The 22,497-nt window shown below is 75.1% G+C and carries 18 protein-coding genes; 12 read left to right on the top strand and 6 right to left on the bottom strand.

The features are described 5' to 3' along the window. Nucleotides 1-12: 12 nt before the first annotated feature. The 10 genes from OM98_RS13305 to OM98_RS13260 are packed head-to-tail and all read left to right on the top strand — an operon-like array spanning nucleotide 13 to nucleotide 12,353. Nucleotides 13-1,215, top strand: coding sequence for a 5-(carboxyamino)imidazole ribonucleotide synthase (locus OM98_RS13305; protein WP_010535128.1), 1,203 nt, complete (start codon nucleotides 13-15; stop codon nucleotides 1,213-1,215). Next, entirely contained in the window at nucleotides 1,212-1,751 is a 540-nt protein-coding gene (gene purE, locus OM98_RS13300) for a 5-(carboxyamino)imidazole ribonucleotide mutase (RefSeq protein ID WP_010535127.1), read from the top strand. Before OM98_RS13305 ends, purE begins: the two co-directional genes overlap by 4 nt. After that, nucleotides 1,748-2,881, top strand: a complete 1,134-nt coding sequence (locus OM98_RS13295) for an acyltransferase family protein (RefSeq protein ID WP_010535126.1) — start codon at nucleotides 1,748-1,750, stop codon at nucleotides 2,879-2,881. The genes purE and OM98_RS13295 overlap by 4 nt, the downstream gene beginning before the upstream one ends. A 10-nt stretch (nucleotides 2,882-2,891) precedes the next feature. Beyond that, on the top strand, nucleotides 2,892-3,587 hold the full coding sequence (locus tag OM98_RS13290; protein WP_010535125.1) for an acyltransferase: 696 nt from the start codon (nucleotides 2,892-2,894) through the stop codon (nucleotides 3,585-3,587). Then, entirely contained in the window at nucleotides 3,584-4,714 is a 1,131-nt protein-coding gene (locus OM98_RS13285) for a DegT/DnrJ/EryC1/StrS family aminotransferase (RefSeq protein WP_010535124.1), read from the top strand. The genes OM98_RS13290 and OM98_RS13285 overlap by 4 nt, the downstream gene beginning before the upstream one ends. Before the next feature lie 2 nt (nucleotides 4,715-4,716). Next, nucleotides 4,717-5,760: a Gfo/Idh/MocA family protein gene (locus OM98_RS13280; RefSeq protein WP_010535123.1), complete on the top strand. Its 1,044-nt coding sequence runs from the start codon at nucleotides 4,717-4,719 to the stop codon at nucleotides 5,758-5,760. Next, nucleotides 5,753-7,237, top strand: a complete 1,485-nt coding sequence (locus OM98_RS13275) for a glycosyltransferase (RefSeq protein ID WP_010535122.1) — start codon at nucleotides 5,753-5,755, stop codon at nucleotides 7,235-7,237. Before OM98_RS13280 ends, OM98_RS13275 begins: the two co-directional genes overlap by 8 nt. Nucleotides 7,238-7,277: 40 nt before the next feature. Then, nucleotides 7,278-9,350: a DUF6541 family protein gene (locus OM98_RS13270; protein ID WP_010535121.1), complete on the top strand. Its 2,073-nt coding sequence runs from the start codon at nucleotides 7,278-7,280 to the stop codon at nucleotides 9,348-9,350. A gap of 28 nt (nucleotides 9,351-9,378) precedes the next feature. Further along, nucleotides 9,379-11,235, top strand: a complete 1,857-nt coding sequence (locus tag OM98_RS13265; RefSeq protein WP_010535120.1) for an ABC transporter ATP-binding protein — start codon at nucleotides 9,379-9,381, stop codon at nucleotides 11,233-11,235. Beyond that, nucleotides 11,232-12,353 carry a glycosyltransferase family protein gene (locus tag OM98_RS13260; RefSeq protein WP_010535119.1) on the top strand — a complete coding sequence of 374 codons (1,122 nt, stop codon included), beginning with the start codon at nucleotides 11,232-11,234 and terminating at the stop codon, nucleotides 12,351-12,353. Before OM98_RS13265 ends, OM98_RS13260 begins: the two co-directional genes overlap by 4 nt. A gap of 50 nt (nucleotides 12,354-12,403) precedes the next feature. Here the strand turns inward: OM98_RS13260 and OM98_RS13255 are convergent, their stop codons facing one another. The 3 genes from OM98_RS13255 to OM98_RS13245 all read right to left on the bottom strand — a co-directional run bounded on the left by OM98_RS13255 (nucleotide 12,404) and on the right by OM98_RS13245 (nucleotide 16,563). Beyond that, nucleotides 12,404-12,793, bottom strand: coding sequence for a hypothetical protein (locus OM98_RS13255; RefSeq protein WP_010535118.1), 390 nt, complete (start codon nucleotides 12,791-12,793; stop codon nucleotides 12,404-12,406). 117 nt (nucleotides 12,794-12,910) lie between these two features. After that, nucleotides 12,911-15,142, bottom strand: coding sequence for a glycosyltransferase family 4 protein (locus OM98_RS16010; RefSeq protein ID WP_010535117.1), 2,232 nt, complete (start codon nucleotides 15,140-15,142; stop codon nucleotides 12,911-12,913). After that, a complete protein-coding gene (locus tag OM98_RS13245) occupies nucleotides 15,142-16,563 on the bottom strand; it encodes a glycosyltransferase (RefSeq protein WP_083837778.1) in 1,422 nt (473 codons plus the stop codon). The genes OM98_RS16010 and OM98_RS13245 overlap by 1 nt, the downstream gene beginning before the upstream one ends. Before the next feature lie 190 nt (nucleotides 16,564-16,753). Between OM98_RS13245 and wecB the strand changes: the two genes are divergently transcribed. Continuing rightward, nucleotides 16,754-17,818 carry a non-hydrolyzing UDP-N-acetylglucosamine 2-epimerase gene (gene wecB, locus OM98_RS13240; protein WP_010535115.1) on the top strand — a complete coding sequence of 355 codons (1,065 nt, stop codon included), beginning with the start codon at nucleotides 16,754-16,756 and terminating at the stop codon, nucleotides 17,816-17,818. Continuing rightward, nucleotides 17,815-19,017, top strand: a complete 1,203-nt coding sequence (locus tag OM98_RS13235) for a glycosyltransferase (protein ID WP_010535114.1) — start codon at nucleotides 17,815-17,817, stop codon at nucleotides 19,015-19,017. Before wecB ends, OM98_RS13235 begins: the two co-directional genes overlap by 4 nt. Before the next feature lie 35 nt (nucleotides 19,018-19,052). Here the strand turns inward: OM98_RS13235 and OM98_RS13230 are convergent, their stop codons facing one another. From OM98_RS13230 to OM98_RS13220, 3 genes are read right to left on the bottom strand one after another with little or no spacing between them, the layout of a single operon-like run. After that, nucleotides 19,053-20,135, bottom strand: a complete 1,083-nt coding sequence (locus OM98_RS13230; RefSeq protein WP_010535113.1) for an acyltransferase — start codon at nucleotides 20,133-20,135, stop codon at nucleotides 19,053-19,055. Further along, nucleotides 20,125-22,077 (bottom strand): DUF6541 family protein, encoded by a 1,953-nt coding sequence (locus OM98_RS13225; protein ID WP_010535112.1) that lies wholly within the window; start codon nucleotides 22,075-22,077, stop codon nucleotides 20,125-20,127. The genes OM98_RS13230 and OM98_RS13225 overlap by 11 nt, the downstream gene beginning before the upstream one ends. Continuing rightward, nucleotides 22,074-22,493 carry a DUF2304 domain-containing protein gene (locus tag OM98_RS13220; RefSeq protein ID WP_010535111.1) on the bottom strand — a complete coding sequence of 140 codons (420 nt, stop codon included), beginning with the start codon at nucleotides 22,491-22,493 and terminating at the stop codon, nucleotides 22,074-22,076. The genes OM98_RS13225 and OM98_RS13220 overlap by 4 nt, the downstream gene beginning before the upstream one ends. Nucleotides 22,494-22,497 lie beyond the last annotated feature (4 nt).

Genomic DNA, 22,497 nt, shown 5'->3' with positions numbered 1-22,497 from the left:
TAGGATCGACGGGTGCCCTCCGAGAACCCGCAGCCCGCGACCCCCGCCCCGGCCGCCCGCACGATCGGCGTGGTCGGCGCCGGGCAGCTCGCCCGGATGATGATCCCCGCCGCCGTCGAGCTCGACCTCGAGCTGCACGTGCTGGCCACCGACCCCGCCGAGAGCGCCGCCCAGGTCGCCGCGCACGTCCGCAGCGGCCGCCACGACGACGAGCAGGCCGTGCGCGCCCTCGCTGCGGAGTCCGAGGTCATCACCTTCGACCACGAGCACGTGCCGCCGCCGATCCTGCAGGGCCTGCTCGCCGAGGACCTCGCCGCCGTCCGCCCCGGCCCCGCGGCCCTGGTCCACGCCCAGGACAAGCTGCTGATGCGCGAGCGGCTCACCGCCCTCGGCCACCCCTGCCCGCGCTGGTGGCGGCTCGGCTCCCCGGAGGACCTGCGCGCCGCGCTCGCCGCGACCGGCGGCCGACTGGTCGTGAAGACCCCCCGCGGCGGCTACGACGGCCACGGCGTGCGCATCGTCGAGGACCCCGCCGCCGTGGAGGACTGGTTCGCCGACCACGAGGAGCTGCTGGCCGAGGAGCTGGTGCCCTTCACCCGCGAGCTCTCCGCGCAGGTCGCCCGCCGCCCCGACGGGGAGGCCGTCGCCTACCCCGTGGTCGCCTCCCGGCAGCGCGACGGCGTCTGCTACGAGGTGGTCGCCCCCGCCCCCGCGCTGGACGCCGCCGCCCAGGAGCGCATCCAGGCCCTCGCGCTGGCCATCGCCGCCGACCTCGACGTGGTCGGGATGCTCGCCGTGGAGCTGTTCGAGCTGCCGGACGGCACGGTCGCCGTGAACGAGCTGGCCATGCGCCCCCACAACACCGGCCACTGGTCGATGGACGGCGCCGTCACCGGCCAGTTCGAGCAGCACCTGCGCGCCGTCGCCGGTCTGCCGCTGGGGGAGGTGACCCCGCTGGCCCCCGCCGCCGTGATGGTGAACCTGCTGGGCGGCTCCGCCCCCGAGCTGCGTTCCGGCGCCGAGGCCGCGATGGCTGCCGACCCCGGCATCAAGGTCCACCTCTACGGCAAGGGCGTGCGCCCCGGCCGCAAGGTCGGCCACGTCACGGTGATCGGTGAGGACCCCGCCGAGCTGCTGGAGCGCGCCCACCGCGCCGAGCGGCTCATCGTCGAGGGCCCCGAGCAGCCCGCCACCCCCTCCGAGGAGACCCGATGACCGAGCACCCCGCGCAGGACCCCCAGACCGCCCCCGCCGCCCGCGTCGGCATCGTGATGGGCTCCGACTCCGACTGGCCGGTGATGCAGGCCGCCGAGCAGGCCCTGGCCGAGTTCGCGGTGCCCGTCGAGGTGGACGTCGTCTCCGCCCACCGGATGCCCGAGGACATGGTCGCCTACGGCCGCGGCGCCGCCGAACGCGGCCTCGGTGTGATCATCGCCGGGGCGGGCGGCGCCGCCCACCTGCCCGGCATGCTCGCCGCCCTCACCCCGCTGCCGGTGATCGGCGTGCCCGTCCCGTTGACGCACCTCGACGGCATGGACTCCCTGCTGTCCATCGTGCAGATGCCCGCCGGGGTGCCCGTCGCGACCGTCTCCGTGGGCGGTGCTCGCAACGCCGGCCTGCTGGCCGCGCGAATCCTCGCCGCCGGGACCGGCGAGGAGGCGGCACGGCTGCGCGCGCGGATGACCGACTTCCAGACCGAGCTGCGCGAGATCGCGCTGGCCAAGGGAGAGGCCCTGCGGGCCTCCCGATGACCGCCCCGGCCCCGGCCGCGGGCGCGCGGATCGCCTGGCTGGACCTGGCCCGGGCCGCCTCCATCGTGCTGGTGGTGCTCTACCACGTCACCACCGGCGCCGCCGAGGCGCTGCTGGGCCCCGACCCGGGACCGATCGGCCGCGCCTGGCAGGAGACCAGCCGCGCCCTGATCCCCCTGCGGATGCCCCTGTTCTTCCTGGTCTCCGGGATCCTCGCCGGCCCCGCCCTGCGCCGCCCCTGGGCCCAGGTGCGCCGCGGCCGGGTGCTGGACCACCTCTGGGTGGCCGCGCTGTGGACCGTGCTGTACGCCGTGGCCACCGGACCCGTCTACGCGCCCGGGCACCGGCTGGACTACCTCTGGGCGGAGCTGCGGGCGCTGCCCGTGGCCGGCGGTCTGTACTGGTTCCTGGTAGTGCTGCCGTTGCTGTTCCTGCTGGCCCGCGCCGGGATCCGCCGACCGCGGCTGATGCTCGGGATCGCAGCGGCGGTCTACGTGTTGGCGGTGCCGGGGCGCGAGGCCCTGCTGCTGGTCCCCGTGCTGCCGGCGGAGGCCGCCCACGGGTTCGAGCGCTTCGCCCAGGCCGGCCTCTGGTACGTGATCGGGGTGCTGGGTCGCGAACGGATCCTCGCCGCCACGTCCACCGCCACCGAGACGACATCCGGCGGCCGTCCGCGCTCCCGCCGGATGCTCCCCGGGCTCGCCGCGGCCCTCGGTTTCCTGCTCGCCGCCGCCGGGTTCCTCGCTTCCCCGGTCGACTCGGCGGCCGCGCTGACCGCCCAGGCCCTCGCCTCGGTCAGCGGCCTCACCGCCGTGCTGGCGCTGCTGCCGCCGCTGGCCTCCGGACCCCGCGCCGCCGCCCTCGGCCGCTACCTCGGCGGCCGCACCCTGCCGATCTACGTGATCCACCCGCTCACCGTCGCGCTCACGGCCCTGGACCTCGGCCCGCTGGAGGCCTCCGGCGGCGGCACCGAGGGCACCAGCGCCCTCGGCGAACTGCTCATCGTCCCCGCCGGCACCGCCGTCGCCATCGGCCTGTCACTGCTGGTCCATGCCCTGCTCACCCGATGGGGTCCTTACTGGGCGTTCGTGGCCCCGACGCTCCCGGAACGGGGCCGCGCGGGCAGGTAGGGTCGGGTCCATGACCGACACCCCCGCCTACCGGGTCGCCCCCGGAGCCGACATCGCCGAGGACGCGCAGATCGGGGAGGGCAGCTCCGTCTGGCACCTCGCCCAGATCCGTGAGGGCGCCGCGCTGGGCCGTGACTGCGTCGTCGGCCGTGGCGCCTACATCGGCAGCGGCGTGCGGATGGGCGACGGCTGCAAGGTGCAGAACCACGCCCTGGTCTACGAGCCCGCCGATCTGGCCGAGGGCGTCTTCGTGGGCCCCGCCGCCGTGTTCACCAACGACCACTTCCCGCGCGCCGTGAACCCCGACCTCAGCCCCAAGTCCGCGAGCGACTGGGATCCCGTCGGCGTCACCTGCGAGCGCGGCGCCTCCATCGGTGCCCGCGCCGTCTGCGTCGCGCCCGTCCGCATCGGTGCCTGGGCGATGGTCGCCGCCGGCGCCACCGTCGTGAAGGACGTGCCGCCCTACTCCCTGGTGGCTGGGGTGCCCGCTCGTCGCCTCGCCTGGGTGGGCCGGGCCGGGGAGCCGCTGCAGCCCGCCTCCGACGGCACCGACGCCTGGGTCTGCCCCCGCACCGGCGAGTGGTACATCCCCGACGAGACCACCGGCGGCCTGCAGCTCGCCTCCACCCCCGTGACGGACGCCCCCCGGGCCACCCCGCCCGAGGACCCTGAGACCCCCGCCTCCGAGGAGGAGCCCCGCGCATGAGCACCGCCCCCGTACAGGACCTGCCGATGATCCCCGCCGCCAAGCCCCTGATCGGGGACGAGGAGCGGGCCGCCGTGGACCGGGTGCTGCTCAGCGGCATGGTCGCCCAGGGACCCGAGGTCGCCGCCTTCGAGCAGGAGTTCGCCGCCGCGCTGGTGGAGGGCCGCGACTGCGTGGCCGTGAACTCGGGCACCTCCGGCCAGCACCTCGGCATGCTCGCCCTGGGCCTCGGCCCCGGCGACGAGGTGATCGTGCCCTCCTTCACCTTCGCCGCCACCGCGAACTCGGTGGCCGTCTGCGGCGCCACCCCCGTCTTCGTGGACGTGGACCCGGAGACCTTCACCCTGGACCCGGCCGCCGTCGAGGCCGCGGTCACCGAACGCACCGTCGGCATCCAGCCGGTCCATCTCTATGGCCACCCCGCCCCGATGGACGCCCTGCTGGCCGTCGCCGAGCGGCACGGGCTGTGGGTCTTCGAGGACGCCGCTCAGGCCCATGGCGCCCGCTGGCAGGGCCGCCGCGTCGGCTCCTTCGGCCAGGGCGCCATGTTCTCCCTGTACCCCACCAAGAACATGACCTCGGGGGAGGGCGGCATGGTGGCCTGCGCCGACCCGGCCCTGACCCGTCAGGTCAAGCTGCTGCGCAACCAGGGCATGGAGACGCAGTACGCCAACGAGGTCGCCGGCTTCAACAACCGCATGACCGACATCCACGCCGCCATCGGCCGGGTGCAGCTCACGAAGCTGCCCGCCTGGACGGCCCGCCGCCAGGAGCTCGCCGGCTTCTTCGACGCGCACCTGTCGGGGGTCGTCACCCCCGTGGTGCGCGAGGGCGCCGAACACGTCTACCACCAGTACACGGTGCGGATCGAGGGGGCGAGCGCGGCCGAGCGCGACCGCGTCGCCACCGCCCTGCGCGAAGAGCACCGGGTCGGCTGCGGGGTCTACTACCCGACCCCGGTGCACCGCCTGCCCACCTTCGCCGCGAGCGCGGGGGAGACGGAGCTGCCGGTCACCGACATGCTGGCCCGGGAGGTCCTCTCCCTGCCGGTGCACCCGAGCGTGAGCGATGCGGACCGCGACCGCATCGTCGCCGCCGTCGAGGCCGTCGCGGCGGCGGGAGCCTGAGCATGAGCACCACCGACCTGCGCGCCGGCCTGATCGGCCTGGGCATGATGGGCCGCCACCACGCCCGCAACCTGATGGCGACCGAGGGCGTCGAGCTGGTGGCCGTCGCCGATGCCTACGGCGACCCCCACGGCGCCGCCCCTGGCTACGAGATCCTGCCCGACGTCGACGCGCTGATCGCCGCCGGCATCGACTACGCCGTGGTGGCCGTGCCCACCCAGTTCCACCGCGACGTGGCGCTGCGCCTGGCCGAGGCCGGGGTGCACACCCTGGTGGAGAAGCCCCTGGCCTTCGACATCGGCGAGGCCGAGGAGATCACCGCCGCCTTCGAGGGCGCGGGGCTGGTCGGCGCCGTCGGCTACATCGAGCGCTACAACCCGGCGCTGCAGGCCATGCGCCGCCGCATCGCCGACGGCCAGCTCGGGGAGATCTACCAGATCTCCACCCGCCGCCAGGGCGGCTTCCCCGCCCGCATCGCCGACGTCGGCGTGGTCAAGGACCTCGCCACCCATGACCTCGACCTCACCGCCTGGGTCGCGCAGTCGCCCTACGCCTCCGTAGGCGCCACCTCCACCCGCCGCAGCGGCCGCGAGGACGAGGACATGGTCTCCATCGCCGGGCGCCTGGCCGACGGTACCATCACCAGCCACCTGGTGAACTGGCTGTCCCCCTACAAGGAGCGGATCACCGTGGTGACCGGCGAGAACGGCGCCCTGGTGGCCGACACCATCAACGCCGACCTCACCTTCCACGCCAACGCCGAGGCCGCCACCAACCTGTGGGAGTCGATGGCCTCCTTCCGCGGCGTCAGCGAGGGCGACTCCATCACCTACGCGCTGCAGCGCACCGAGCCGCTGCGCAGCGAGCACGAGGCCTTCCGCGACGCCGTGCGCGGGGACGGCTCCAACATCGTCACCATGCGCGAGGGCCTGCACACCGTCCGCACCGTCGAGGCGGTGCTGCAGAGCGCTCGTGAGGACGTCGTGGTGGCCATCGAGGACTCCACGGACCGCTCCGCCCCGGCCCCCGCCGCGAGCGATGCCTGACCTGGCGCGGCTGGCCCAGCGCGCCCTGGTCACCGGCTCGCGGGCGGCCCGGGTGCTGCCCGGCGCCGTCGGCGGCATGGGCGTCTACTTCTGGGCGCAGCAGCGCGTCGCCGAGGACCCCGCCGATCTGCGCTGGCACGCCGAGGTCGACGCCCTGCTGGGCCGGGCCGACGCCGACCTGCTGCGCGGCCGGATCGACGCGGCCCTGCGCTGGTTCGACAAGGCCCTGCGCATCGCCTACCACGCGTCCCTCCACCAGGCGGGCGCCTCCCCGCTGGCCGCCGACCCCGAGGCCTTCCTGCGGCCCCTGCGCTCCTCCCGGCTGGGCCGGATCCTGCTGCCCGCCGACGCCCCCTCGCTGCCGGCCCCGGAGCGCCCCGCGCCCCGCGAGCGCGGCGACCGGCCCGCGAGGCTGCTGGTGATCGCCCAGGAGAACTGGACCTTCGTGCGCCCCCTGCTCGCCGCCCTGGAGGAGCAGGAGCAGGTCGAGATCCGCACCATCGACGTCGACGAGCTGGCCGCCCCCGGCTTCGCCGACCGCGACGCGATCCTGCGCGGCCGCTACGACGCCCTCACCGCCGGCACCCTCATGCCCACCCCGCCGGAGCTGGTGGTGGGCTTCGACTGGGCGGACACGGTGCTGGTGGAGTGGGCGCACCACGTGCTGACCTGGATCACCCTGCTGGACCACGCGCCGCGCTCCCTGGCCGTGCGGCTGCACCGCTTCGAGGCGTTCACGCCCTTCCCGCTGCTCACCGACCCCCGCCGGATCGAGAACCTGCTGTACGTCTCCCCCCCGGTGCGGGGGCTGCTGGCCCGCGCCGTCCCCGGCTGGGCCGAGGTGCCCGCGCACCGCGTCGGCAACCTGCTCTCCCGCGGCCTCGGCGAGGAGCCGGCCGGCGGCCACGACCCGCACCTGCTGGTGCAGGTCGGCTGGATCCGCGAGATCAAGGACGTGCTGTTCGCCCTCGACGTGCTCGAGGCCCTGCGCGCCGTCGACCCCGCGTACCGGCTGCGGCTGATCGGCCCGGGCCTGCCCGCCGACCCCGGAGCCGACACCCCCTACCAGCGGCGCGTCCGGGCCCGTCTGGAGGGCTTCGCCCCCGGCGCCGTGGAGCTGCTGGGACGCCGCGAGGACGTGCCCGCCCTGCTCGCCGAGGCCGGCGTGGTGCTCTCCAGCTCCCGCCACGAGGGCACCCACGAGGCCGTGATGGAGGGCCTGGCCGCCGGCTGCGCCGCCGTGGTGCGTGACTGGCCCGAGACCGTCGCCGACGGCGGTGCCGCCACCATCTACGGCGCCGACTGGGTGGTGCCCGACCAGGAGGCCGCCGTGGAGCGCATCCTGGGGCTGCGCGATCCGGCGGTGATGGCCGCGGCCTCCGCCGCGGCCCGCGCCTTCGCCCTGCGCGAGCGGGACCCGCGCCGCGTCGTCGCCGGATACGCCGAGGCCCTCGGCCTCGGCCCCGGGGGCGCGTGAGCCCCCGCCGCGGCGGGGCCGGTGAGGGGAGGGGTCGCCCGTGAGCTGGCTGGGTCCCGTGCTGCTCGCCTGGCTGCTGCTCTCCCTGCCCGGCTTCGCCCTGCTGCTCGCCTCCGGGGTGCGCCTGCCCGTGCGCTGGGGGTGGGCGCCCGTGGTGACGGTGCCGACGATGGTGGCCCTCGCCGCGCTGCTGCACCTGCTGGGCCTGCCCTGGGCCCCGGTCCCGGTGGTCGCCGGCCTGCTGGTGACGGTCATGCTGACGGCCGCGGTGCGCGCGGTCCTGGCCCGACGTCGCGCCGCGGGCGAGGCCGACCCGGCGGGCGAGACCGACCCGGCGGGCGAGGCCGGCGGGCCGGTGGCGCGCCTCGCCGGGGTCGATGGGGAGGGCGCCCCGCGGGCCCTGCACCGCTCGGCGCTGCTGTCCGGGTCCGCGATCCTGCTCGGCCTGCTGGTGGTGGGACGGGCGAGCCGCCACATGGGCGGCATCGGCACCCTCAACGGCAGCTACGACTCCTTCTTCCACCTCTCGGCGATCGCCTTCATCCGCCGCGACGGCGACGCCTTCCTCACCACCGCCCTGCGTGGCATCTACGGGGAACCGACCTTCTACCCGGTGGCCTTCGACTCCCTGGCGGCGCTGCTGCCCTTCGACACCATCACCTCCGCGAACGCCATGATGCTGGCCTGCCTGGCGGCCCTGCCCGCCGCGGTCGCCGCCCTGGTGTCCACCGTGGTGACCGAGCCGCGCCGGCTGCCCTGGCTGGCGCTCGCCGCCGCCGCGACCAGCACCCTGTTCCTCAGCACCGCCGCGATGGGCCTGGTGATGGGGCTGTGGCCGATCGTGCTGGGCACCGTGTGCCTCCCGCCGGCGCTCGCCGCCGTGCTGCTGGTGATGCGTCGCCACGGCCTCGCCCGCCTGCGGGCCCTCGCGCTCGCCGCCGGGGCGACCCTGGGGGCGGCGCTCGCCCACCCCTCCGTGTTCTTCTCCGTGGCGGTGGCGGCGGGTCTGGCCGTCGTGGTGCACGGCGCCCTCGACCTCGGCGCCGGGCACCGCCGCCGCGGGCTGGTGCTGATCGGCCTGGCCGTCGGCGGCCTCGGCGCCTACATGGTCGGGGCGGCGACCGTGCTGGGCGGCATGTCGATCACCCCGCCCGCCGGTGTCGGCCGGCTGGATCTGCTGGGTCTGATCCTCGCCGACACCCCCCGCATCCCGGCCGTGGTGAACCCCGGGGTGCTGTTCGTGGTGCCGTGGCTGTTGGGCCTGTTCGGCGCCGTGGTCGCGGTGCGGCACCGGGAGGCCGTGGGCATCACCGCCGCCGCCGGCACCCTGGCCGCCGTGATCCTGGGGGAGATCACCGACAACCCCTGGGCGATCTTCGCGCCGCTGGTGAACCCCTGGTACGGCGCCCGCGAACGCATCGCCCCGCTGATGGCGTTCCTGCTGCTGGTGCTGATGGCCCGCGGACTGGCGGCGCTGGTGGCCTGGGCGGCGCGCGCCCCCGACCGCGCGGCGGCCCCTGCGCCCGAGGTGTCCGGCACCGCCGCCCCGGATCCCGCCGCGCCCGTCCCGGCACGCACCCGCCTCCGCCTCGCCTCGCCGCTGATCGCCGGGGCGCTGGTCGCGGCCTCCGTGGTGGCCGGCCTGGCGCTGCCGGGCCGCTACCCGCTGCTCGGCTCCCTCGCCTACACCGCCTATGGCCTGCAACTCTCCCCGTACGTCACCGAGCTGGAGCGGGACTTCATCGAGGAGACCGCCGCCGAGCTGCCCGCGGACGCGGTCGTTCTCGGCGATCCCCGCGACGGCACCACCCTATACTGGTCCCTGGGCGGCGTGGAGACCGTCTACCCGACCATGGCCAGCCCCCTGACGCGGGACACCCGGCTGATCGGCCGCTACATGACCGTGCCGGACGACCGGCGCCTGGTGTGCGGCGCCCTGCACCGCGTGGAGCCCACCTACCTGTACCGCGACACCTCGCAGTACGCGGGCTGGCGGCTGAGCCCGGAGGCGTCCAGCCCCTGGGTCGGTGTGCGGGGTGTGCCCGCCCACCTGCTGACCCCCGTCGCGCAGGAGGGGCCGTACGCTCTGTACGAGCTCGAGCTCCCGTGCTGACCCCCGCCCCCAGGCAAGGAGAGAACCGGTGAAGCAGACCATCCGGATCGTCGCGCGCACCCTGTCGGTGCTGCCGCGCAGCTCCCGGCGCTTCCTGATCACCTTCGGGGTGGTGATGAGCTTGCTGGCGCTGCTGGACGTGGTCGCCCTCGGCGCCATCGCCATCGTCATCCCCGGGCTCACGGACCCCGGCAGCACCGTCACCATCCCGATCATCGGCTGGGAGCTGAGCAGCTTCGAGGAGATGCTCTGGCTGGTCGCGGTGTTCGTGGTGCTGATCATCGTCAAGAGCGTGCTGAACCTGCTGACCATCCGCATCGCCACCCAGCGCTTCGCGGAGCACGAGGTCACGGTGGGGCAGATGCTGTTCCGCTCCTACATGTCCGCCTCCTGGGTGGACCGCACCTCGAAGTCCACGCAGGAGATCATCCGAATGGTCGACTCCGGGGTCGCGGCCGTGGTGGCGAACGTGCTGATGCCCTCGATGACCGTGGTCGCCGAGTTCGCCACCATCTCCGTGATCGGCGTGGGCCTGCTGATCATGGACTGGAAGACCGCGATCGCGACCTTCGCCTATCTCGGGCTGATCGCCCTGGTGCTCTCCCGCGTGGTCAGCCCCCTGGCCGTCACCAACGGCGCCGTGAACCGCGACAACTCGATCGCCGTGGTGCGGCTGCTGGGTGAGGTGCTGGCGGCCCTCAAGGAGCTCACCCTGAAGGGCAACGAGGATCAGGTGGAGAGCGTCGTCTCCCAGCGCCGCTCGGCCGCGGCCCGCACCCGCGCCTTCGCCCAGTACTACAACCAGCTGCCCCGCTTCGTGCTGGACGCCGGACTGGTGGGCGGCTTCGTGGTGGTCGGCGGTGTCGGCTACCTCGGCGGCCTGCCCGACAACGGCCCCGCCGCGGCGATGACCTCCGTGGCCCTGTTCGCCGTGGCCGGCTTCCGCCTGGTGCCCTCGCTGACCCGTTTCCAGGCCACCCAGAACCGCATCCTCACCAACGCGGCCTTCGCGGACTACATCATCGACGACATCGAGTTCGCCCGCGGCGCCGTCGAGCGCAAGGAGGCTCCCGACTCGGCGGTGCTCGCCCCGGGCCTGCACGAGATCGTGCTGGAGGACGTCTCCTTCACCTACCCGAACCGTGACGAGCCCGCCGTGAGGGACGTGACCCTGAGGATCCCCGCCGGGGCGTCGGTCGCCTTCGTCGGCAGCTCCGGCGCCGGCAAGTCGACCCTGGTGGACCTGCTGCTGGGCCTGCTCACGCCGTCGAGCGGGCGGATCCTGGTGGACGGCACCGACATCACGACCGTGCTGCGGCAGTGGCGCGGCTCCGTCGGCTACGTCCCGCAGGAGGTCTCCCTGTTCGACGTGTCGGTGGGGGAGAACGTGGCGCTGACCTGGAACCCCGAGGAGGTCGACCCCGAGCGGGTGGAGCGCGCCCTGGACAGGGCGCAGCTGCTGGAGGTGATCCGCTCCCGCCCCGAGGGCATGGAGGGTCGCCTGGGGGAGCGCGGCATGACCCTCTCCGGCGGGCAGCGCCAGCGCATGGGCATCGCCCGCGGTCTCTACGCCGAGCCGTCCGTGCTGGTGATGGACGAGGCCACCAGCGCCCTGGACACCAAGACCGAGGCGGCCGTCACCGAGGCCATCCGCGGGCTCGGCGAGGAGGTCACCACCATCACCATCGCTCACCGCCTGGCCACCATCCAGCACTCCGACATCGTCTTCTACATGTCCGAGGGCACCGTCGCCGCCGCCGGCAGCTTCGACGAGGTCGTCGCCGCGGTGCCGGCCTTCGCCGAGCAGGCCGCGCTCGCGGGCCTGGCCGGTCGCCCGATCGGCGCCGAGCCCGCGGACGCCCGGGACCAGGAGCGGACCCGATGACCTCCCTGCTGATCGTCTCCTTCTCCGAACTGCGGCGGGACCCGCGGGTGCAGCGCCAGATCGCGCTGTTCGCGGACTGCTACGACGTGACCACCGTCGGCTTCGGCCCCGCGCCCCACCCGGGCGTGGAGCACGTGGAGCTGCCGGGGGACACCCAGGCCTGGCCGAGCCACAAGGAATACCTGCTGACCGGCCGCTACCGCCGCGCCTACTGGGCGATGAGCGCCGTGGGCGTCGCCAACGAGCGGCTCGCGGACCGGGTGGGCACGATGGACGTGGTGCTCGCCAACGACGTGAACACCCTGCCGCTGGCCCTGTGGCTGCGGCCCCGCCGCGGCATCCACGCGGACCTGCACGAGTACGCCCCGCGGGAGAAGGAGCACGTGCGCTCCTGGCGCTGGTTCATCGCGCCCTACCAGCGCTGGATCTGCCGCACCTGCCTGCCGCTGATGGCCTCGGTGACCACCGTGTCCCCGGGCCTGGCCGAGGCCTATGAGCGGGAGTTCGGTGTCCAGGCCGCCGTGGTCACCAACGCCGCCGCTTACGAGGAGCGGCCGGTGCGACCCACCGGTTCCCCGATCCGTCTGCTGCACACGGGCGTGGCCCGCGCCAACCGCCGCCTGGAGTCGATGATCGAGGCGATGGCCGAGGCCCCCGAGGGCATCACCCTGGACCTGATGCTGGTTCCCAGCGAGCCCGGCTACATCGAGGCGCTGCGCGCGGAGGCCGAGCACGTGCCCACTGTGACCCTGCGCGAGCCGGTGCCCTACGCCGAGCTGGTCGACACGGTGGCCGGCTACGACGCCTCCGTGGTGGTCTTCCCGGCCACCACCTTCAACCTCGAGCACAGCCTGCCCAACAAGCTGTTCGAGGCCGTGCAGGCCCGCACCGGCGTCATCGTCGGCCCCTCCCCGGACATGGCCGAGCTGGTCACCCGGCACCGCCTGGGCGCCGTCCTGGAGGGCTCCGACGCCGCCTCGCTGCGCGCCGTGCTGGACACCCTGGAGACCACCACCGTGGACTACTGGAAGCGCAACGCCGACGCGGCCGCCCACGACCTCTCCGCCGAGGTGCAGGTGCGGGCGTGGGACGAGGCGATCGGACGGATCGCCGGCTGAAACGTCCCGTGCGCGCCCACCGGCGTCGTGGGCGCCGGACCGGGCCAGGATCAGGCCCGATCGAGGATCCTCGCTACGGCTTTCGCGACGTCCGCCGCCCCGCGGCCGCGGCCGGTCACCACGGCGGTGGCGAGTCTCCGGGCCGCCTCGTCGTCCAGCCAGTCCGCGAGCAGGTCGTGCCCCTCGCTGATCCAGCCCGTGCCCTTGGAGGCTTCGCAGCGGGTACGCAGGATCGCCAGGGCGCGGTCCCGATCCGGGTCGGGCTGAAGCCCCACGACGTGCGGACAGGCACCCAGCGCCACGGCGAGATCGGCGCGGAGCCGGGCATCGTGGATCGTGGTGTGCCCGGCCCCGAGGGCGATGACAGCTCCCGGATGGTCGGCGAGCACGCGGCGCACCGCGTGCAGCCTTGCCGGCTCCCAGGCCCGTTCGGCCTCCACCCGGCCGACCGTCGAGGTCCACGAAAGGAACGCCGAGGCGCGTGGCGAGCAGCTCCCCGACGGTCGACGTGCCGGACCCGGCCGGTCCGATCAGGACGCACGCCGGCACGACGACCATCAGCCGCGCCGCAGCCGCGGCAGCAGCTTCGTGGCCAGCGAGGCCGCCATGAAGCGGGGCGGGGCCTCGCGGTGCAGCAGCCAGGCGAGGTCGCGCGTCAGCACCGTGGCGGGGCGGCCGTGGCGGCGCCGGGCCTGGGCGGCACCGATCAGCGTCGCGGCCGGGACCGCCGGGTCCAGGCAGGCGTCCACCAGGTCTCGGTCGGCGCGGGAGAGCGGGCGCAGGCAGCCGGGCGCGGCCTCGACGAGGACCCGGGTCTGCGCGGCCAGCTCCGCACGCTCGCCCTCGGTCCAGAGGGCGGTGTCGGCGCGGTAGAACACGGCGCCGAAGACGTGGATGCGCAGGACCTTGGTGGCGATCGCGCGGCGCGCCACCGGGGCCAGGCCGCGGAACCAGTCGGCGTCGAGCATCGGCGGCACGAAGCCGAGCTGCTCGCGCATCGGCCGCACCACGTAGGTGACGCGGTCCCCGGCGTCCACGCCGATCACGTACGGCGGGCCGGAGCGGTCGTAGGCGGTGGGGACGGTCGCCATCATCGCGGTCACCATCTCCACGTCGCCGCCGACGGTCGCCCCCGGCACCAGGGCCAGGCCGGTCCGGGCCAGCATCGCCCGGCTCATCAGGCCCAGCGGCGCCGAGCGGTAGGACAGGCGGTCGCGCACCAGGTCCCGCAGGCCGCCGCGGAGCATCCGCACCGGCGGGGTCGGCACGCCAGTAGCCGCGGTGCCGAGCGCCAGGCGGGGGATGACGAACTCGGCGCCCGTGCGGCGCTGCTCCGCCAGCCAGGAGGCGACGGCGCCCGGGGCGAGGGTGTCGTCCGAGCCCATGATCGACACCCACGGCGCCGTCGAGGCCGCGATGCCCGCCATGAAGGGCCCCGAGGCGGAGCGGAACGCGTCGCGGTGCTCGCGGAACTGCACCTGCTCGCGGTGTCCGGCGGGGATCACGGCGGCGATGGCCGCGGCGTCCACGTTGTGGCAGACCACGGTGACCGAGGCGTGCTCCGCGTTGCCCTCCAGCACGGAGACGACGGCGCGGGCGACGGGCCGCTCGGGGGTGTGGCAGGCGATGATGACCTCCACCTCCGGTTCGCCCGAGCCGTCATCCGATCCGGCTCCGCGCGGGGCGCCGTCCAGCAGCTCCTCCTGCACGGCGCGGTACCCGGCGGCGACCGAGGGGGTGGAGAAGCGATCGCCGATGGTGGCGGCGATGTCCGCGGCCGGCAGCTCCCGGGTGCGCGCGTCCACCGCACGGATAGCCGTGGCGTACTCTGCGGCGTACTCTGCGGCGTCCTGCGCGGCGATCAGCTCTCCCACCTGCGGACGCACGTACTCGCCCTGCCCGCCGGTGGCGCCGAGCACCACGGGCCGACCGGCCACGATGGCCTCCGCGGCGGAGACGAAGAAGTTGTCGGCGCGGGTGGGCCCGAAGAACAGGTCCGCCCGGGCCAGCGCCGCCCGCACCTCGGCGCCCGACACGTTGCCGGGTAGGTGCAGACGCTCGGCGACGCCCCGCTCGGCGGCGCGCGCCTCGGTGGCCTCGCGCAGAGGCCCCTCGCCGAGCCACTCCAGGTGGGCGTCCACGCCCTGCTCGACCAGCAGCGCCAGCGTGTCCACCGCGACCAGCGGGTCCTTTCGCTCGATCAGCCCGCCCGTGGAGACCAGCCGCAGCGCGCCGTCGCCGCGGTCCCGGCGCGGGGCCGGGGGAGCGGGCTCCACGATGCAGGGCACCACCGTCGTCGGCCGCTGCCCGCGCACCGCCCGGATCGGGGCGGCCAGGAACTCGCAGACCGCCGTCACGTGATCGGGCAGGGCCAGCAGCCGTGACATCGCCGGCAGCGCGATCTGCGCGGGGCGGGACAGGGTGGCGGGTGTGGTCAGTGCCGACCAGTGCTCGGTGTGCAGCCACGGCACCGTCGGGCGGCGCAGCGCCAGCGGCAGCAGGGAGGAGAAGGCCATGGAATGCACCAGGTCCGCCCCGGTGCAGGCCCGGCGCAGCGCCCGCGCCGCGGCGAGCACCTGGTCGGGGCGCTTCGGGTCCATCGGGATCCGCAGCACCTCGATGCCGTCGTGGACCAGGCGCCGGGTGCCGTCGTCGTCGGCGGGCGGCACCAGGTGGACCAGGCGCACCTCCGCGTGGCGGGCGATGGCCTGCACGTCCCGCACCACGAAGGAGCCGCGGGAGGGCGCCACCGTGGTCGGGAACCAGGTGGTGACCACGGTGATCCGCATCAGCGGTCCTCCCCGCCCGCGGGCACGGCATCCGGTTCGCCGTCCGGCGCGTCGGCGCCGAGCACCCGCCGGTACAGGGCCAGCAGGTGCGCCGCCTCGTGCTCCCAGGTCAGGTGCGGGGCGGCCTCGCGGGCGCGTGCCCGGTAGCGCTCGGGGTCCTCCAGGATCGAGGTGAGCGCCGCCGCGAGGTCCTCGGCGCTGGTGCCGCGGAACACCTCGCCCACGCCCAGCTCCTCCACCACGGCCCGCATGTCCGGGAGGTCGGCGGCGGCGATGGGCAGGCCCGCCCGGATCGACTCGAACAGCTTGTTGGGCAGCGCGAAACGGTAGGACAGGCACACCGGGCGCACGTGCACCACGGCCACGTCGCCGTCGGCCAGGGCCGCGGAGACCTCGTCGGGGGCGACGGCCCCCACCAGGTGCACCCGCTCGGCCACGCCGAAGCGCTCCGCCTCGGCGCGCACGTTGCGCAGCGCCTCCGCCTCCCCGTACCCCAGCAGCACGAAGTGCACGTCCTCGCCCAGGTGCGCGAGCGCCGCGATGGTCTCCTCGATGCCGCGGGAGGTGGTGATGCGTCCGCCGTAGGCGATGACCTTCGCCTCCGGGCCGAGACCCGCCCGGTCGCGCAGCACGCCCGTGGAGGGGTCCGGCAGCGGACCGGCCGCGGGCACGTTGCGCACCAGCACCGGCGTCTCCGCCAGGTGGTAGGTGTCGCGCAGCCACTCGGCGATCGAGGGGGAGACGGTGATGAGGCCGTCGGCGCGGGCCACCCCCAGCGCCTCGGTGACCCGCTCCAGGGCCGGGGCCAGCCAGCGGTCGGGACGAATGTTGCGGTGGCGCCACAGCTCGTGCGAGTCGTAGACGATGCCGACGTCCTGCGGCGACAGCGCCTTCACCGCCAGCGCCGGCACCAGCGTGTTGCCGTCGTTGGCGTGCACCACGTCGGGGGAGAAGCGCATCGCGGCACGGGTGGCGTTGACCCAGTAGGTGCCGAGCGCGATCGTGCGGTAGGCCCGCTCCCCGAGCCCGCGCACGCGTCGAAGCACCGTCGTCTCCAGCCGGGAGGCGGGACGGCGGGGCGCCGGCGGGGGCGGGACCGTGTCCCCGGGCAGGTCCGCCTCGCCGCGACCGATCAGGTTGCGCCACAGCGGCGCCAGCGCCGGCACGATCCGCTCGATCGCGAACTCCGGCACCCGCTCCAGGTCCAGCCGCGCGGAGAGCTGATGGCGGGCCGCCAGGTAGCCCTTCTCCCGCCGCTCCACGGCGACGATCCGGGTCAGGTACCCGGCCTCGTCGAGGGTCGCGGACTCCTTGAGCACCCGCGAGTCGTTCGCGCAGTCGTTGTAGACCAGGACCGCCACCCGGGGCTCCCCGGGAGGGGCGGGGGCGGGCTGCTCCGCCGGGGTGTGCTGAGCCGTCATGCATCGTCCGTTCCCGGCCTCCGCACCGGCGTCGCCGGGGGATCGGCCGTGTCGCCGGGCGCTGTGCGACCTCGGCCGACAGCTACAGTGGGGCGCGTCCACTGTACCCGCGTCCCCGATGCGTTCCCGAGCCCTCCCCGGCGCCCTGCGGCCCCGTGGTGAGCAGGCCGGCAGCGAGGAGCCCCAGCCGATGAAGATTCTCTCCGTGGTGGGCGCCCGCCCCCAGTTCGTCAAGCTCGCCGCGATCGCCGACGCGGCTGCGCAGCGCGACGACGTCGAGCACGTGATCGTCCACACCGGGCAGCACTACGACGCAACCATGAGCGACGTGTTCTTCGCGGACCTGCGGATCCCTGCCCCCGACGTGAACCTCGCCGTCGGCTCCGGCAGCCACGGCCGCCAGACCGGCGCCATGCTCGCCGGGATGGACGAGGTGCTCGAGGAGCAGCGGCCCGACTGGACCCTGGTCTACGGGGACACCAACTCCACCCTCGCCGGAACCCTCTCCGCCGTGAAGATGCACCGCCGGGTCGCCCATCTCGAGGCCGGGCTGCGCTCTTTCAACCGGCGCATGCCCGAGGAGCACAACCGGGTGCTCACCGACCACGCCGCCGACCTGCTGCTCGCCCCCACCGAGGTCGCCCGGGAGCACCTGGCCGCCGAGGGGCTCGCGGAGCGGACCCTCGTCACCGGTGACGTGATGACCGACGTCTGCCTGCGGGTGGCCGCCGCCGAGCTCGGCGCCGCCCCCGCCCTGCCCGAGGGCATCGACCCCACCGCCGACTTCGCCGTCGCCACTCTGCACCGCGCCGACAACACCGACGACCCCGCCCGGCTGCGCGCGATCATCACCGCCCTGCAGGAGCTGCCGCTGCCGCTGGCCCTGTTCGCCCACCCGCGGCTGGTCGCGAAGGCCCGCGAGGCCGGCATCGCGCTGGCCGGCGGCTCCCTCCACCTCGGCGAGCCCCTGGCCTACCCGGACCTGGTCCACGCCGTGCAGACCGCCCGCGCCGTCGTCACCGACTCCGGCGGCCTGCAGAAGGAGGCCTACCTGCTGGGCACCCCCACCACCACGGTCCGCACCGAGACCGAATGGGTGGAGACCCTCGAGCACGACTGGAACCAGCTGGTGCCCGAGCCCGCGCGGATCGCCGCGAGCGTCGCCCGGCCCCACCCCACCGCCGCACGGCCGCCCGTCTACGGCGACGGCGAGGCCGCCCGCCGCAGCGTCGAGGCCCTGGTGGAGCGCGCATGAGCCGCTCCCGCAGCGCCCGCCGCCGCCCCGGCCGGCCCCCGCACGTCGTCCTCGCCACCCGGGTCTTCGCCCCCGAACCGGTCGCCGCCGCCTTCCGCGAGGAGGCCCTGGTGCTGGCCCTCGAGAAGGCCGGGGCCGAGGTCACGGTGCTCACCACCACCGCGCCCGGCACCGGACGGGTCCGCTCCGCCGGACGGAAGGTGTCCCGCTTCCCCGTGAAGCGCGACAAGCAGGGCCAGGTGCGCGGCTACGTCTCCTACCTCAGCTTCGACGTGCCCCTCGCCCTGCGCCTGCTGCTGCAGCGGCCGATGGACGCCCTGGTCGTGGAGCCGCCGCCCACCACCGGGCTGGTCGCCATGGTCGCCGCCGCGATCCGCCGCGTTCCCTACACCTTCTACGCCGCCGACGTCTGGTCCGACGCGACCGACAGCGTCGACGGCGTCCCCACCGTGGTGCGCCGCGCCGTGCGGGCGATGGAGACCACCGTGTGGAAGCGCGCCGCCCGCGTGCTGACCATCTCCCCGGGCGTCCAGCACCGCCTCGAAGAACTGATCGGCGCGCGTGACAGCCTGGTGATGGTCGGCAACGGCATCGACACCGCCACCTTCACCGACCAGGGGCCCGACGCCGGCGAGGACCCCCGCGGAGAATCCCCCTACCTCGTCTACGCGGGCACCGTCTCCGAATGGCAGGGCGCCGGGGTGTTCCTGGACGCCTTCGCCCGCGTCCGCGAGAGGCACCCCACCGCGCGGCTGCTGTTCTTCTCCGAGGGCAGCGGGCGCGACGCGCTCGCCGAGCGCGTGGCCCGCGAGGGCATCGAAGGCGTCGAGTTCCGCGACAAGATCCCCCCGGCCCTGGTCGCCGCGCAGCTCCGCGGAGCCGCCGCCGGGCTCTCCTCTATCACCCCCGGGCAGGGCTACGAGCTCGCCCTGCCCACCAAGATCTACGCCGCCACCGCCACCGGCACCCCCGTGATCCACGCCGGCGAGGGCGCCGCCCACGACCGCATCCGCGATCACGAGCTCGGCTGGGCCTGCGCCTACGACGCCGAGCAGGTCGCCGCCGCGATGGACGAGGCCCTGCGCGGGGAGGGCGCCCCGCCGCGTGAGCACCTGCGCGCCTGGACGCAGGAGAACGCCTCCCTGGCCGGCTGCGCCGCCCATGCCGCCCGTGCCGTGCTGGAGACGATCAACCGCTGACCGGGCCGCCCGAACGGGCCGCCCGAACGGTCCGCTCAGACCACGCGTCGCAGGCCCGGGACCCGCATCGCGAGCAGCGCGAAGACCGCCGAGATCGCCGCGGTCAGCGCCCACAGGCCCAGCAGAGCGCCTGCCGTGGGCGCGTCCAGGCCGGGCACCAGCTCCCGCAGCAGCACCAGCACCGGGTAGTGCACCAGGTACACCCCGAAGGTGGCCTCCCCGGCGCGACGCAGGCGCCGGGCGGCGACCTCGCCCACCCGCCAGTCGCGGCCGAGCGACACCACCGCGGCCACCAGGCCCACGGAGTACGCCATCACCGGGGCGGTCACGTAGGCGGGGGAGAGCACGGCCGCCGTCGCGCCGCCGGTGCCGGTGGCCGCCCAGCGGTACAGCACCACCAGCAGCGCCACCCAGGCCGGGCTCACCGCCAGCAGCGCCACGGCGAGGCGCCGCGGCACCGGGGCGACCAGCACCGCCCGCCCCAGCACGTAGTAGCCCAGGTAGACCAGGAAGAAGGTGCCGGTGCCCAGCTCGATCGGCACCGTGGACAGCACTCCCGCCTCCGCGAGCCGGCCCACGGCCATCACCGCGACCGTCCAGGCGCAGGCCCCGAGCCCCAGGATCCAGGCGCGTCGCCCCTCGTACGGGGCCAGGAACGGCTGGATCACCGGGGAGAGCAGCACCAGCCCGGCCAGCGCGAACAAGAAGTACAGGTGCGGGGCGGTGGTGCCGGTGACCACCATCGAGACCACGTCGCGCAGATCGGTCGGGGTGCGCAGCAGACCGACCCGGATGACCAGGATGCACAGCGCCGACCAGACCACCAGGGCCGGCAGGATCCGCGCGGCCCGGCGGCGCAGGAACGCCCCGGCGCCGTTACGCTGCGCCCGCGGGTCCAGCCCCAGCGCCCCCGAGATCATGAAGAACGCGGGCACGGCCGCGACCAGCGCCATGTCGACCGTGAGCAGTCCGGTCCCCTCCGCGCCGGCCTCCTCGGCCCCGGCGAGCACGTGCACGCCGACCACGCCGGCCACCGCGACCACGCGGATCACGTCCAGCAGCGGCAGATAGCCCGGCCGCGCTCCGCCCCTCAGGGCCGTCCGGTCCTCATCCGGCATCGCAGTCCAGCTCGAGGAGCCGCGAGTGCTCGGTCTCGAACAGCACGGTGCCGATCGCGGTGGAGCCCAGGTTCACCGAGTCCGAGGTCTTGTGGTACTGGTACGGCCACCATTCCTGGTAGACGTAGCGGATGCCGGCGTCCTGCAGCAGCGCGCAGGAGGCCGGGTCAGTGTCGGCGTCATCGACGGCGTACAGCAGCTCCCGGTCCGCCTCGGTGTAGGCCATGCCCGCGACCGGGAAGCGCACCTGCTGGCCCTGCATCGCGTACAGGTGGGAGGCGCCCGAGAAGGGACTGGCCAGGATGACGCCGTCCGGGTCGAGGCGGTCCTGCACCTCGGCGAAGGCCGCCAGCTCGTCGGCCTGCAGGAAGCGCCCGCGCCCCGGGTAGTCCAGGGCGAGGTTCTTGGCGGCGTTCTCCAGCCGGGTCGGCACCGAGGTGCCCGCCGCGAGGATCGCGAAGCCCACCAGCAGCGCCACAAGGCCCCGGCCGAGCGGCCGCGGGGCGGTCTCCCCGGGGCGGGGGCGGCGCAGCCAGCGGCCCAGCAGCTGCAGGCCCGGCACCACCAGCACGGCGCAGATCATCGCCAGCGGCAGGGAGAGCCGGTCCTGGCCCCGGTAGAACAGGGTGGAGAGGTTCGCGGCGGAGTCGACGGCCGCATCGAGGTACAGCAGGGTCAGCACCGCCCAGGCCACCGTCAGCCAGCGCAGCGCGGGCCGGCGGGCGGACTCCACCAGTCCGGGCCACCACAGCAACGCCAGCACCACGCCGAGGGCCATCGGCCACACGGTCAGCAGGCCCAGGCCCGCCTCCAGCAGGGCGCGACCCCCGGAAACCTGCAGGCCCCCGGTGAAGGCGCGGACGCTGCCGCCGAGCGGGGTGAAGGTGGCCGCCAGGTAGGGCAGCACGAAGGCCAGCGGCACCAGGGCCAGCCAGGGGCGGGCCCGACGCTGCTCCCAGGCGGTGACCGCGGTCAGCGAGGCCAGCAGCAGGATCGCGGTGACGGCCGTGTTCGGGTGCACCACGGTCAGGCCCAGGCCGGCCGCGGCGAGCAGCAGCAGGACTGCCGAGACGGTGCGGACCGTGACCGGGCTCCGCTCCGGCGCGGGCGGGGCGACGGCGGTCGCGCCGGGCAGCAGCGCACCCCAGAGCGCGACGGCCGCGGCGAGCACGCCGGTGAGCATCGCGAAGCCCGCCACGTTGGGCACCGCGGAGAGGTGGATCCACTCGTCCAGCGGGGAGGCCGGGATCAGCGCCGCGGTGATCGCGGCGGCCGTCGGGGCCCAGCCCACCTGCGGCAGCACGGCCCGGGCCAGCAGCGCGATGCCCAGGATCCACGGCACCGTCGCCAGCGCCAGCACGGCGCCGTTCAGCAGGATAGGCACCTCCACCCCCGGCACCAGGGTGGCCAGGGCGTGGAAGCCCGCCGGATAGGGGGAGGCGGCACCGGCGCTGTTGGAGACCGAGCCCAGGTCCAGGCTGGAGGAGGTGCCGGACTCCCGCACCCGCTGCAGGGCGGAGAGGTGGTACAGGGTGTCCCAGCGCTCCAGCACGGTCCCGGGGGAGCGGGCCTGCCAGGCGATCGGCACCACCGCCACGGCCACGGCCCCGGCGATCCACCAGGGCCCGCCGGGCACGGCGCCGCGCGGCGCCATCCGCCCGTCCAGCACCGTCGCCGGCAGGACGAGGCCCAGGGCGCGCATCCCGGCCGCGGCACTCAGCAGCAGCGCGGAGCCCGCCGCGAAGGGCAGCAGGGACCAGTCGATCCCGAGCAGCGGGGCGAGCAGGGCGCTGCCGCCCGCGACGGCCGCGCCCAGGGCCGGGGCCAGGGCGAGGGCCAGCAGGGGAGCGCCGCGCAGCAGCCGCACCGCCGCGTACCCGGGCAGGTAGGCGGCGGCGAGGACGACGACGAGGGTCGCGAGCAGCTGGGCCAGGTCGCTCATCGATCGCGCATCGCGCGCTCGCGGTACGCCGCGGGGGACTCGGCCTCGTCGAGGGCGAGGCGGCGCGCGAGATAGGTGGTGCGCTTCTCGGCGGCCTTGGTGCGGGCCTCCTGCAGGGCCAGGAAGCCCAGCAGCACCACCACGGTGGCGTACAGCAGCAGGTCGGCGCCGCGGCCCACCCCCACCAGGTTCGCCACCTCGCTGAGCACCCGCGGGAACAGCACCGTGAGCACCGCGAACACCGCGAAGGCGATGATGATCAGCCGGCGCACGGCCAGCTGCTTCGCCCCGCGGGTGAGGAACAGCCAGCCGACGATCACGACGATCCCGGCCACCAGCAGCAGCTGGATGATCACGGTGCGGCCGCCGGTGTCGGCGGCCGGGCCGAGGGCCTCGAGCAGGGGCAGCGGATCCATCCGC

Origin of the sequence: Brachybacterium squillarum M-6-3 (assembly GCF_000225825.1) — a bacterium.
Classification (GTDB): Bacteria; Actinomycetota; Actinomycetes; order Actinomycetales; family Dermabacteraceae; genus Brachybacterium; species Brachybacterium squillarum.
Note: the sequence above shows the minus strand (reverse complement) of the source record. Positions and strands in the feature narration are given on the sequence as shown.